At 41.1% G+C, this 12,185-nt stretch carries 12 protein-coding genes and 2 other annotated features; of the genes, 10 read left to right on the top strand and 2 right to left on the bottom strand.

Features of this window, described 5'->3' with window-relative positions; all coding sequences use genetic code 11:
* Positions 1-166 precede the first annotated feature (166 nt).
* Positions 167-553: a VOC family protein gene (locus tag PCY08_RS03825; protein WP_301559478.1), complete on the bottom strand. Its 387-nt coding sequence runs from the start codon at positions 551-553 to the stop codon at positions 167-169.
* 11 nt (positions 554-564) lie between these two features.
* Positions 565-1,392: an exodeoxyribonuclease III gene (locus PCY08_RS03820; protein WP_301559477.1), complete on the bottom strand. Its 828-nt coding sequence runs from the start codon at positions 1,390-1,392 to the stop codon at positions 565-567.
* Between the two features lie 218 nt (positions 1,393-1,610).
* On the opposite strand from PCY08_RS03820, the gene PCY08_RS03815 reads away from it, so the two are divergent.
* From PCY08_RS03815 to trpB, 10 genes are all read left to right on the top strand, one after another.
* Positions 1,611-2,510 carry a CPBP family intramembrane glutamic endopeptidase gene (locus PCY08_RS03815; protein ID WP_301559476.1) on the top strand — a complete coding sequence of 300 codons (900 nt, stop codon included), beginning with the start codon at positions 1,611-1,613 and terminating at the stop codon, positions 2,508-2,510.
* A complete protein-coding gene (locus PCY08_RS03810) occupies positions 2,494-2,760 on the top strand; it encodes an autorepressor SdpR family transcription factor (protein ID WP_000006514.1) in 267 nt (88 codons plus the stop codon). The genes PCY08_RS03815 and PCY08_RS03810 overlap by 17 nt, the downstream gene beginning before the upstream one ends.
* On the top strand, positions 2,761-3,402 hold the full coding sequence (locus PCY08_RS03805; RefSeq protein WP_301559475.1) for an SdpI family protein: 642 nt from the start codon (positions 2,761-2,763) through the stop codon (positions 3,400-3,402). It begins immediately after the preceding gene.
* A 125-nt stretch (positions 3,403-3,527) separates the two neighbouring features.
* On the top strand, positions 3,528-3,983 hold the full coding sequence (locus tag PCY08_RS03800) for a DUF3290 family protein (protein WP_000675345.1): 456 nt from the start codon (positions 3,528-3,530) through the stop codon (positions 3,981-3,983).
* Positions 3,980-4,615 (top strand): DUF421 domain-containing protein, encoded by a 636-nt coding sequence (locus PCY08_RS03795; protein ID WP_301559474.1) that lies wholly within the window; start codon positions 3,980-3,982, stop codon positions 4,613-4,615. Before PCY08_RS03800 ends, PCY08_RS03795 begins: the two co-directional genes overlap by 4 nt.
* Positions 4,616-4,669: 54 nt before the next feature.
* Positions 4,670-6,415 carry an ABC transporter transmembrane domain-containing protein gene (locus PCY08_RS03790; RefSeq protein WP_301559473.1) on the top strand — a complete coding sequence of 582 codons (1,746 nt, stop codon included), beginning with the start codon at positions 4,670-4,672 and terminating at the stop codon, positions 6,413-6,415.
* The gene (locus PCY08_RS03785; RefSeq protein WP_301559472.1) at positions 6,405-8,147 is read left to right on the top strand and encodes an ABC transporter ATP-binding protein; all 1,743 of its coding nucleotides are present in this window, start codon (positions 6,405-6,407) and stop codon (positions 8,145-8,147) included. The genes PCY08_RS03790 and PCY08_RS03785 overlap by 11 nt, the downstream gene beginning before the upstream one ends.
* 106 nt (positions 8,148-8,253) lie before the next feature.
* The gene (locus tag PCY08_RS03780; RefSeq protein ID WP_301559471.1) at positions 8,254-8,946 is read left to right on the top strand and encodes a sugar transferase; all 693 of its coding nucleotides are present in this window, start codon (positions 8,254-8,256) and stop codon (positions 8,944-8,946) included.
* Positions 8,947-8,984: 38 nt separating this feature from the next.
* Positions 8,985-10,211, top strand: a complete 1,227-nt coding sequence (locus PCY08_RS03775) for a DegT/DnrJ/EryC1/StrS aminotransferase family protein (protein ID WP_301559470.1) — start codon at positions 8,985-8,987, stop codon at positions 10,209-10,211.
* A 60-nt stretch (positions 10,212-10,271) separates the two neighbouring features.
* Positions 10,272-10,502, top strand: a binding site (T-box leader).
* Between the two features lie 63 nt (positions 10,503-10,565).
* Positions 10,566-11,744, top strand: coding sequence for a tryptophan synthase subunit beta (trpB, locus tag PCY08_RS03770; protein WP_075231479.1), 1,179 nt, complete (start codon positions 10,566-10,568; stop codon positions 11,742-11,744).
* Positions 11,741-11,966 (top strand) — a binding site (T-box leader). Its footprint overlaps the gene before it by 4 nt.
* The last annotated feature ends 219 nt before the right edge of the window (positions 11,967-12,185 follow it).

Here is a 12,185-nt window from a genome sequence, read left to right as displayed (position 1 = left end):
CTCTTATTCAAGTGGGCTTTTATCTGTTTTATCATAGGAAGTACCTCCTTAACTATCAGTTTAGCACATAAAAAAAGAAACCCAAATACAGAATTGTATTTGAATTTCTTAACTTAATGACATTGGGCATGTGCCTCTTTTTCTTATACTCTAGTGCTGTATTATCCTATTCACTAAATCTTAAAAAATAGCCATCTGGGTCTAAAACTGCAAATTCATGAGGATAGATATACTTCTCGCCAACACGAAATTCTCTTTTAGTCAAAGGACGATGAATAGGATAGTTAGACTCGATTACTTTCTGATGGAGTCTAGGGACATCCTTGATGCCAAAGGAGATATTGACACCACGACCAAATGGGTAGATCAGTTCAGCTAATTCATCCTTTGGTCCCTCCTCTAACATTAGTTGGCAGTCTTCAAGCGAAAGGAAGAGAAATTTTTCCTCTGGACGCTCGTATTCGACAGAGAATCCCAATAAGTCGCAGTAGAAGTGACGCGATTTCTCTATATCCGATACGACAAATTCAGGGATGACAGCTTGATAGTCCATTCGTTTTCTCCTTAGAAATCAATCTCCAAGACAATCGGTGTATGGTCTTGACGGGCGCCTGAGTCAATCATGTCTGACTTGGTAACCTTGTCTGCTACACGGTTACTTGTGAGCCAGTAGTCGATTCTCCAGCCTGTATTGTTGATTTTTGAAGTCTTGCTGCGTTGTGCCCACCAAGTATAGCGTTCTGGCACATCGCCATGGATATGGCGGAAGGTATCTGTAAATCCTTTGGCTAAAAGGTTTGTAAATCCTTCACGTTCTTCGTCTGTAAATCCTGGTGAACGACGGTTGCTGGCTGGGTTGGCAAGGTCAATTTCCTTGTGGGCAACGTTGTAGTCACCAGTTGCTAGGACAGGCTTTTGCTTGTCTAGTTCAGCCAAGTATTCCGCATATTTGACGTCCCAAACTTGACGTTCTTCCAAACGTTTGAGTCCATCCCCAGCGTTAGGTGTGTAGACCTGAGTTACGAAAAATTCATCAAATTCCAAAGTAATGATGCGGCCTTCCAAGTCCATGGTAGAAGGTGCGCCAATCTCTGGGAAGCTGATAGTTGGAGTGAGTTCTTTCTTATAGAGGAACATGGTTCCAGCATAGCCTTTACGGGCAGGCTCTTGAGAGGAACGCCAGGTGTTTTCGTAACCTGAGAAGAGTTCTTCCAGTACCTCAAGGTGTTTTTTTGTAGGGCCTTTTGCTGAAAGCTTGGTTTCTTGGATAGCGATAATATCAGCATCTTCGGCTACCAAGGTTTGGAGGACGTCTTGTGATAATTTCGCACGCGCAGAATCACTCGTCAACGCTGCATTGAGGGAATCAATGTTCCATGAGATTAGTTTCATAGTGTGTACCTTTTCTAGATGTATTTCTTATATTTTATCAAAAAAAAGTAAAGCCAGCGAGTTTCTAGTTTGGAAACTCACTCTTTAGACTTTATCCTTAGAAAACAAAAAATTCTCGAAACTATTTTGAAAAAAATCTAAATAGTTCTTGTGTTTGGAGTGGAAAGGTATATAATGTTATTTAGAAAAACATCTAAATAGAAAGTGAAGTTACAAATATGTCAAATAAGAGAACAATCCCTCTTTTTGTGGTCTTGTCTTATGGTCTTGCTTGGATAATATGGTTGGCACTATGGCTAAGTGGTATTGGACTAAATTCTCCATTGAGTCAGCTTGCTAGTATTGTGGCCATGTGGATGCCTGCGCTTGCAGTCCTTCTCTTAGGGAAAATAACGAAAAAACCTAGTGGAATCAAGTCTAAATTAGTCGTGAATCTCAAGAGGAACTGGAGCTTTTACTTACTAGCTATCTGGTTGCCAGCAGTTATCAGTTTTTTAGGAGCAGGACTTTATTTTCTTGTATTTCCTAACAATTTCAGCCTTGGTTTTGAATCTATTCAAGCCATCTTACAAGAAAAAGGTATCCTTCAATCACCGATCCCCCTATCTTCCTTGGTCTTGATTCAAATCCTAGCTAGTTTAACCTACGCTCCTTTTCTTAATAGCTTATTTGCATTGGGAGAGGAAATTGGTTGGCGTGGTTATCTTTACCCAGCTCTAAGAGAACGATTTTCACTAGTACAGACTCATGTCTTGCTTGGTCTCATTTGGAGTCTATGGCATTTACCAATCAATTTGCAAGGCTATAATTATGGATTAACTTATTTTGCATATCCCGTTTTGGGAATTGTTGCCATGTTCCTATTTTGTTTTAGTCTAGGAATATTGTTGAGTTGGATGATGGAAAAAACAGGATCTATCTGGGCTTCAGCACTATTTCATGGGGCAATCAATGCAACTGCAGGTTTTGGATTACTCTTTCAACTGCCTGGAGAAAAAGCTTCAAGCCTCTTGATTTTTGGTCCGTCACCAGCAGGACTGATAGCAGTGCTACCCTGCTTATTCCTTGCCTTACTGATATTGCGAATAGAAAGGAAGCACCATGAGTTTTGCAAATAGCTTTAAAGCTTTATCTCATCCAGTCAGGAGGGAGATTTTGAATTTGCTTAAAACAGGCAGATTATCTGCAGGAGAAATTGCCAGTCATTTTGAGTTAACAGGTGCAACAATTTCACACCACCTTACGATTTTGAAAGCAGCGGATTTGATTCGTGAAATGAAAGAGAAAAACTTTATTTATTATGAGTTAAATACATCAGTTTTAGAGGATATGATGGTGTGGTTAGCAGAACTGAAAGGAGATTTTTAGATGAAGATAAAAATCAATAAGAAATTGGTATTATATACTAGCATTCTTATCCTACTGCCTACCCTTGTAGGTTGTGTTTTCTGGTTTCAACTACCAGAGAAGATGCCGACTCATTTTAATCTACTGGGCCAAGCAGATGGCTACGATCATAAAATGTTTGCTATCTTTGGATTACCGGCTCTCATGCTTTTGATGCATTGGTTGATTCTATTCTTGATGATCAAGGATCCTAAGTCCAGCAATATTAGTTCAAAAATACAACTTTTGATTTACTGGATTATTCCTTTTGTATCTTGTCTATCGATGATTTCTATCTACGGAGTATCTTTGGGTTATTCTATGATGAGTGGAATTCTAGCTCAGATTTTTATGGGAGTCATCATGATTGTAATTGGAAATTATCTACCCAAAACACGCCGAAATTATATAATCGGTATTCGACTTCCGTGGACTTTGGAGAATAATGAGAACTGGAGCAAAACGCATCGCATAGCTGGAAAAATTTGGGTATTAGGAGGATTGTTATTGTTTCTAAATGCCTTTGTTCAGCTATATGTTTACTGGGTATTTTTCTTGACACTTTTCTTTGTAGTGATAATTCCTAGTGTCTATTCTTATCAATTATCAAAATCAGAATCTTGAAATAGGTATTTGAGTCGTTAGTTAGAGAAGTTGGTCTGATACGCGTATTTCCCCAACGTATAGTTTGAAAAATCAAGGTCATTCCTATATAATAAAGAATGATTTATGTAAAGGATTGAAAATAAATGAAATTTTACTCATATGAATATGTTTTGAGCCAGATTGGCCAACAAAATAGTGTCATGATTGGCTTTGGAGTATTCTTGCTTGCCATCACTGGATTTTTTGCTTTTAAGGCTTACCGCGACCATCGAGGAACCAAGTTTCGCGAGTTGGTGATGATCTCGTCTTTGGCTTTACTGGCTGTCATTCTCGGTATTATATCTACTTATCAGTCAAATCAAGCTTCCAACAACCAATTTCAAACTTCACTTCACTTTATAGAAGTTGTTTCTGAGGATTTAGGGGTGGATAAATCAGAGGTCTACGTCAATACTTCTGCAACGACAGATGGTGCCCTTCTCAAGGTAGGAGACAAATTCTACCGTGCCTTGAGTGGGAGTGAACCGGATAAGTATCTCTTGGAAAAACTTGACTTGTATCAAACAAGTGACATTGAATTAGTGGAGGCAAACAAATGACATTTAACTATATCGAGATTCTGATTAAACTGGCTTTAGGTCTTGTATCTCTTGTCTTTGTTATCAACATGACAGGGAAGGGAAATCTAGCGCCCAACTCAGCAATTGACCAAATCCAAAACTATGTTCTTGGGGGAATCATCGGTGGGGTAATCTATAATAGCTCTATTACCATCCTTCAGTATGCAGTTATCTTGATTATGTGGACAATCTTGGTTTTACTTCTCAAGTGGCTTACGAATAACGTCGGCTTTGTAAAACAAATGATTGACGGGAAACCAACCCTACTCATCAAAAATGGAGAAATCGATCCAGAAGCCTGCCGTTCTGTCGGCTTATCAGCTTCTGACGTAGCCCTTAAACTTCGTAGCCAAGGTATCTTCCAGCTTAAAGAAGTCAAGCGTGCTGTACGAGAGCAAAACGGTCAGCTGATTGTAGTACAAAATGGAGATGAAAATCCTAAGTATCCTGTCATCACAGATGGTGTCATTCAGTCTGATGTCCTCGATACTCTCAGCTTAACGGAAGAATGGCTCCTAGATCATCTGAATAAGCAAGGGTATGATAATGTGGCCAATATTTTTATCGCTGAGTATGACAAGGGTCAACTAAGCGTCGTCACCTATGAATAAGAAAAACCTGGGGTTCATGCCTCAGGTTTCCATTTGTCATTAGAAAGGAATTTTATGTCTATCATCCAAAAACTCTGGTGGTTTTTTAAGTTAGAAAAACGTCGTTACCTAGTTGGAATTGTAGCTTTGGTTTTGGTTTCTGTGCTCAACCTTATCCCACCGATGGTCATGGGGCGCGTGATTGATGCCATCACTTCGGGACGATTAACACAGGATGAGCTCCTGCTTCATCTCTTTTATCTCCTGCTAGCAGCTTTCGGGATGTACTATCTGCGTTACGTTTGGCGTATGTATATCCTAGGGACTTCCTACCGACTTGGACAAATCATGCGTTCAAGACTATTTGAACATTTTACAAGGATGTCTCCCGCTTTTTATCAGAGTTATCGGACTGGGGATTTGATGGCTCACGCAACCAATGATATCAATGCTCTGACTCGTTTAGCAGGTGGTGGTGTCATGATGGCAGTGGATGCCTCTATCACAGCCTTGGTGACTCTCTTGACTATGCTCTTTAGCATTTCTTGGCAGATGACCTTGGTTGCCATTCTACCCTTGCCATTTATGGCATATGCAACTAGTCGCCTGGGGAGAAAGACCCACAAAGCTTTTGGCGAATCACAAGCAGCCTTTTCTGAACTCAACAATAAGGTTCAAGAATCTGTAGCAGGTATTAAGGTAACCAAGTCCTTTGGCTATCAGTCTGATGAATTGGCATCTTTCCAGGAAGTTAATGATTTGACCTTCCAAAAGAATCTGCAAACCATGAAATATGATAGCCTCTTTGACCCGATGGTTTTGCTCTTTGTTGGTTCTTCTTATGCCTTAACTCTCTTAGTCGGTGCCTTTATGGTGCAAGCAGGACAGGTAACTGTCGGAAATCTGGTCACCTTTATCTCATACTTGGATATGTTGGTCTGGCCCTTGATGGCCATTGGTTTCCTCTTTAATATTACTCAAAGAGGGAAGGTTTCGTATCAACGAATTGAGAGCCTTTTGTCCCAAGAGTCACCTGTTAAAGATCCAGAATCTCCACTTGACGGGATTGAAAATGGGCGCTTAGACTATGCCATTGATCGTTTTGCCTTTGAAGACGAAGAGACACTGAAAGATATTCATTTTAGCCTCGAAAAAGGGCAAACTCTGGGCTTGGTTGGGCAGACTGGTTCAGGGAAAACAGCTTTGATTAAGTTGCTCCTACGTGAGTATGACGTTGATCAAGGAGCCATTTATCTAAATGGGCATGACATTCGTGACTATCGACTAGCTGACTTGCGTAGTTTGATGGGATACGTCCCACAGGACCAATTTCTCTTTGCCAGTTCCATCATAAATAATATCCGCTTTGGAAATCCTGACCTCCCTTTCTCAGAAGTAGAAGAAGCAACTAAGCTGGCTCAAGTCTATCAAGACATTCAAGCCATGCCCCAGGGATTTGATACGGTTATCGGCGAAAAAGGTGTCAGTCTATCTGGTGGACAAAAGCAACGTCTGGCTATGAGTCGGGCTATGATTTTAAATCCTGATATCCTGATTTTAGATGATTCCTTATCGGCGGTAGATGCCAAGACAGAGTTCGCTATTATCGATAATCTCAAAGAAACTCGCAAGGACAAGACAACCATTATCACTGCCCATCGACTCAGTGCAGTTGTCCATGCAGATTTAATTTTGGTCATGCAAAATGGTCGCATCATTGAACGAGGCAGACATGAAGACTTACTAGCCTTGGATGGTTGGTACGCACAAACCTACCAGTCACAACAGTTAAGAATGAAAGGAGAAGAAGATGCGCAATAAACAAGAACAATGGGCTGTACTGAAACGCTTGTTGTCCTATCTCAAGCCCTATGGTCTCCTAACCTTTTTAGCCTTAGCTTTTCTCCTTACGACGACTGTTATCAAGAGTATCATCCCCTTGGTAGCTTCGCACTTTATCGATCAGTATCTAACCAATCTCAATCAGCTTGCTGTTACAGTTTTGCTAGCCTACTATGGTCTTTACATCCTTCAAACCATTGTCCAGTATGTGGGGAACCTTCTCTTTGCGCGTGTGTCCTACAGCATCGTTAGAGACATTCGACGTGATGCTTTTGCCAATATGGAGAAGCTAGGCATGTCCTACTTTGATAAAACACCTGCAGGTTCCATTGTTTCGCGTTTGACCAATGACACTGAGACTATTAGTGATATGTTTTCAGGGATTTTGTCCAGCTTTGTCTCAGCAGTCTTTATCTTTGTGACAACCCTTTATACCATGCTCGTTTTGGATTATCGTCTGACTGCTTTGGTTCTACTCTTTTTACCCTTGATTTTCCTTTTGGTCAATCTCTACCGTAAAAAATCGGTCAAGGTTATCGAAAAAACCAGAAGTCTCTTGTCAGATATCAACAGTAAGCTGGCAGAAAATATCGAAGGGATTCGTATTATTCAAGCCTTTAACCAAGAAAAGCGCCTGCAAGAAGAGTTTGATGAGATAAACCAGGATCATCTGGTCTACGCCAATCGTTCAGTAGCTTTGGACTCTCTCTTCTTACGTCCGGCCATGAGTTTGTTGAAGTTGTTGGGCTATGCAGTTTTGATGGCTTACTTTGGCTATCGTGGTCTCTATCTAGGCATAACAGCAGGAACCATGTATGCCTTTATCCAATATATCAATCGTCTCTTTGATCCCCTCATCGAAGTAACACAAAACTTTTCTACCCTTCAGACATCTATGGTTTCAGCAGGTCGTGTTTTTGCACTTATCGATGAAACAAACTATGAACCGATCCAAGAGAATGGACAAGCCGAGATTCAAGAAGGAAATATCCGTTTTGAACATGTGTCCTTCTCCTATGATGGAAAACACCAAATTCTCGATGATATTTCCTTTACCGTCAATAAAGGTGAAACCATTGCCTTTGTTGGACATACAGGATCGGGAAAATCTTCTATCATCAATGTTCTCATGCGTTTTTATGAATTTCAGTCAGGTCGGGTTCTCCTAGATGGTGTGGATATTCGAGAGTATAGTCAAGAGGAGTTGAGAAAAAACATCGGTTTGGTTCTACAGGACCCCTTCCTCTATCATGGGACCATTAAGTCCAATATCGCCATGTACCAAGATATCAGCGATGACCAAGTCAAGGCTGCGGCAGAATTTGTCGATGCAGATTCCTTCATTCAAGATCTTCCTTTAGGTTATGATGCTCCTGTATCTGAGCGTGGTTCGAGTTTTTCAACCGGTCAACGTCAGCTTCTTGCCTTTGCTAGAACTGTTGCCAGTCAACCTAAAATTCTGATTTTGGATGAAGCAACAGCCAATATCGACTCTGAAACAGAAGCTCTGGTCCAAAATTCACTAGCTAAGATGAGACAAGGTCGGACAACCATTGCCATCGCCCATCGCCTTTCTACCATTCAAGATGCTAATTGTATCTATGTTCTTGATAAGGGACGAATCATCGAGAGTGGAACCCACGAGGAACTCCTAGCATTGGGTGGAACCTATCACAAGATGTATAGATTGCAGGCAGGGGCTCTTTCCTAAGGAAGAATTCCTTTAAAACACAGATTTCTTGCACTGCCTCTTTCATTTTGTGGTATAATGTAGAATGTTAATAAAGATTATATATAAAAAACAGAGGAGAATGTGCATGCTGAAATGGGATGAACTACCTCAAGAAATGCAATTGAGCGAGGTAAAACCATACTACCAGCTTGTGTCTAGAAGAAAAGGCTCACTGATTTTCAAGCGTTGTCTAGATTTGTTTCTAGCCGTAGTCTTGTTAATCTTGACCTCCCCCTTATTTCTGATTCTAAGCATCTGGATCAAGTTAGATAGCAAGGGTCCAGTTATTTACAAGCAAGTGCGGGTAACCCAGTACAACCGACATTTCAAGATTTGGAAATTCCGGACCATGGTAACCGATGCGGATAAAAAAGGAAGTCTAGTAACTTCTGCAAATGATAGTCGCATCACCAAGGTTGGAAATTTCATTCGCCGTGTTCGTTTGGATGAACTTCCACAATTGGTCAATGTTCTCAAAGGAGAGATGTCCTTTGTGGGAACTCGTCCAGAAGTACCACGCTATACTGAGCAGTACAGCCCTGAAATGATGGCTACCTTGCTCTTGCCAGCAGGGATTACATCGCTTGCCAGCATTAACTATAAGGACGAGGATGCCATTATCAGTCAAATGACTGCAAAAGGTATGTCGGTCGACCAAGCTTATGTCGAAAGAGTCCTTCCAGAAAAGATGCACTATAATCTAGCCTACCTACGTGATTTTAATTTCTTCGGGGATATCAAGATCATGTTCCAGACTGTATTTGAAGTTTTAAAATAAGTAGTCGCAAGATTGAAACCGATCAAAGGAGTAAAACAATGACAAAGTATAATATTCCATTTTCACCACCTGATATTACCGAAGCAGAAATTGCGGAAGTAGCAGATACCCTCCGTTCTGGTTGGATCACAACAGGACCTAAGACAAAAGAATTGGAGCGTCGTCTGTCCGTCTATACTCAAACACCTAAGACAGTCTGCCTCAACTCTGCAACAGCAGCCCTTGAATTGATTTTGCGCGTTCTTGAAGTGGGCCCTGGCGATGAAGTTATCGTTCCAGCTATGACTTATACAGCATCATGTAGCGTTATAACTCACGTAGGTGCTACACCAGTAATGGTTGATATCCAAGGTGATACCTTTGAAATGGACTATGACAAGCTTGAACAAGCGATCACTGAGAAGACTAAGGTTATCATCCCAGTTGAACTTGCAGGGATTATCTGTGACTATGACCGTTTGTTCCAAGTTGTTGAGAAAAAACGTGACCTCTTTACAGCTACTAGCAAGTGGCAAAAAGTCTTTAACCGTATCGTTGTTGTCTCAGATAGCGCCCATGCTTTGGGTTCAACCTACAAAGGGCAACCAGCTGGTTCCATTGCGGACTTTACATCATTCTCTTTCCACGCGGTTAAGAACTTCACAACTGCTGAAGGAGGAAGTGCGACTTGGAAAGCTAATCCAGCTATTGATGATGAAGAAATGTACAAGGAATTCCAGATTCTTTCTCTTCATGGTCAAACAAAAGATGCGCTAGCTAAGATGCAACTGGGTTCATGGGAATACGATATCGTAACACCTGCCTACAAGTGCAACATGACAGATATCATGGCTTCACTTGGTCTGGTTCAGTTGGACCGTTATCCTAGCTTGCTTCAACGTCGTAAAGAGATCGTAAGTCGCTATGACCGTGGATTTGCAGGAACTCGTATTCACCCATTGGCGCATGAGACAGATACTGTTGAATCTTGTCGTCACCTTTACGTTACCCATGTAGAAGGTGCTAGTCTCGAGCAACGCAACCAAATCATCCAAGAATTGGCCAAAGCTGGAATCGCAAGTAACGTTCACTACAAACCGCTTCCACTTTTGACAGCTTATAAGAATCTTGGCTTTGATATGGCAAACTATCCTAAGGCTTATGCCTACTTTGTAAATGAGATTACACTACCGCTTCACACCAAATTAACGGATGAAGAAGTAGATTATATCATTGAGACTTTTGTCAAAATTTCTGATGAAGTTCTAGGTGCTTCAAAAAAATAATTAAAAAAATTAGTAAAAAATTAGTGAAAACGGTTGACAAAGAAAAAACAATAACATATAATTAACTCAATAAATCAGAAAAGTAATTATTTTTAATCTTCAGGGAGCCTGTGGTTACTGTGAACAGGTGGTTGGAACTAGTGAAATTGGGCTGATTTTAAAAGTGAATTTGAAACAATGAAAATTCGGTAGGCACACCTTACAGTGCAACTTGTTGTTAGACAAGGCAGAGATGTAAAGGGGATATTCTCTTTACAAATGAGGTGGTACCGCGTTACAAACGCCCTCACATGGAAGTAGATTCCGTGTGTGGGCTTTTTCATATTTTGGAACAATGGAAAAGAGGAAAAATTTATGACAACTAAAGGTTATTTTGGACAGTTTGGTGGTAGTTTTGTACCAGAACCAATTCAGGCTTTATTAGATGAGTTGGAAGTGACTTTTGATAAATACAAGGACGATCCAGAATTTTTGGCAGAATATCGTCATTACTTGAAAGATTATTCAGGTCGTGAGACTCCGCTCTATTTTGCAGAAAGTTTGACGGATTATCTAGGTGGGGCTAAGATCTATCTCAAACGTGAAGATCTTAACCACCTTGGGTCACACAAACTTAACAATGTCCTTGGACAAATCCTTCTTGCTAAACGCATGGGTAAAAAACGTGTGATTGCAGAGACAGGAGCTGGTCAGCACGGTGTTGCGACAGCTGCAGCTGCAGCCAAATTTGGTATGGCATGTGATGTCTATATGGGGGCAGAAGATGTGGAACGTCAACGTCTCAACGTCTTCCGTATGGAGATGATGGGAGCGACTGTTCACTCAGTTGAAACGGGAACTCGTACACTGAAGGATGCGGTTGATGCAGCCTTTGGAGCATGGATGAATGACCTTGATGCTTTCTACGTTTTAGGATCTGCTGTAGGACCTCATCCTTACCCAACGATTGTTCATGAATTCCAAAAAGTAATCAGTGAAGAATCACGTCGTCAAATCTTGGAAAAAGAAGGACGTCTGCCAGACTACGTTATTGCCTGTGTGGGCGGTGGTTCTAATGCCATCGGTGCTTTTTCACAGTATGTAGCTGATGAAGAAGTCAAATTGGTTGGGGTAGAAGCTGCTGGTCATGGTTTAGATACCGACAAACACGCAGCAACTATGACCAAGGGTAGTGTCGGAATTGTCGATGGAATGAAGACCTATGCAGTCTTTAAGGAAGATGGAGAGCTCGCGCCAGTTTACTCTATCTCAGCAGGTTTGGACTATCCAGGGGTTGGTCCAGAACATGCCTTCTTTAAAGACTCTGGTCGAGTAGAATATGTAGCAGCGACAGACGAAGAAGCTGTCCAAGCCTTGCTTTTATTAAGCAAAACAGAAGGAATCATCCCTGCAATTGAAAGCTCACATGCTATCGCTGAAGCAGTCAAACGCGCACCAAAACTAAGTAAAGATGAGATTATCATCATCAATGTCTCTGGTCGTGGAGACAAGGACGTAGCTGCCATTGCAGACTACCTTGAAGCTAAAAAATAAAAGATGGAAAAGATACAGAGATTTCTCTCACAGAGAGCTTGTGGTTGCTGAAAACAAGTAGAGAAAACTGTAAGATTGGGTCCATCTCAAACGAGAGAAGAATTCATAATTCTCAAGGGAGTGCCCTTTATCGCACAACCTGTTACAGGAGCTATCTGAGACAGGAATGAGAGATAGGAGAAATCCTATAATTGAGGTGGCACCGCGAATTTCGTCCTCACGCAAGTTATTTTGCGTGGGGATTTTTATATATTTTTCGTAGATATGGCTATCAGTTTTAAATTATGCTTCATCACTAGATAGATTTCTATAAAATATTTGCGAGCGAAGTGAGCATTGAACCGCTATTTCCCGCCATTGTGGTATTCTAGAGAAGCAAAGATGCTTCTCTAGAACGGAATTTTTGAGACCTAAGGCTCAAAAATTAGGGATGAAATTTCG

This window comes from Streptococcus sp. SO4, assembly GCF_030440055.1.
Classification (GTDB): Bacteria; Bacillota; Bacilli; order Lactobacillales; family Streptococcaceae; genus Streptococcus; species Streptococcus nidrosiense.
The sequence above is the reverse complement of the archived record's forward strand: the minus strand, read 5'-3'. Positions and strand labels throughout refer to the sequence as shown.

Bases quoted from the DNA above. Each gene is read 5' to 3' on its own strand.
- PCY08_RS03825 (WP_301559478.1), bottom strand. From the start codon at position 553: ATGGACTATCAAGCTGTCATCCCTGAATTTGTCGTATCGGATATAGAG.
- PCY08_RS03820 (WP_301559477.1), bottom strand. From the start codon at position 1,392: ATGAAACTAATCTCATGGAACATTGATTCCCTCAATGCAGCGTTGACG.
- PCY08_RS03815 (WP_301559476.1), top strand. From the start codon at position 1,611: ATGTCAAATAAGAGAACAATCCCTCTTTTTGTGGTCTTGTCTTATGGT.
- PCY08_RS03810 (WP_000006514.1), top strand. From the start codon at position 2,494: ATGAGTTTTGCAAATAGCTTTAAAGCTTTATCTCATCCAGTCAGGAGG.
- PCY08_RS03805 (WP_301559475.1), top strand. From the start codon at position 2,761: ATGAAGATAAAAATCAATAAGAAATTGGTATTATATACTAGCATTCTT.
- PCY08_RS03800 (WP_000675345.1), top strand. From the start codon at position 3,528: ATGAAATTTTACTCATATGAATATGTTTTGAGCCAGATTGGCCAACAA.
- PCY08_RS03795 (WP_301559474.1), top strand. From the start codon at position 3,980: ATGACATTTAACTATATCGAGATTCTGATTAAACTGGCTTTAGGTCTT.
- PCY08_RS03790 (WP_301559473.1), top strand. From the start codon at position 4,670: ATGTCTATCATCCAAAAACTCTGGTGGTTTTTTAAGTTAGAAAAACGT.
- PCY08_RS03785 (WP_301559472.1), top strand. From the start codon at position 6,405: ATGCGCAATAAACAAGAACAATGGGCTGTACTGAAACGCTTGTTGTCC.
- PCY08_RS03780 (WP_301559471.1), top strand. From the start codon at position 8,254: ATGCTGAAATGGGATGAACTACCTCAAGAAATGCAATTGAGCGAGGTA.
- PCY08_RS03775 (WP_301559470.1), top strand. From the start codon at position 8,985: ATGACAAAGTATAATATTCCATTTTCACCACCTGATATTACCGAAGCA.
- trpB (WP_075231479.1), top strand. From the start codon at position 10,566: ATGACAACTAAAGGTTATTTTGGACAGTTTGGTGGTAGTTTTGTACCA.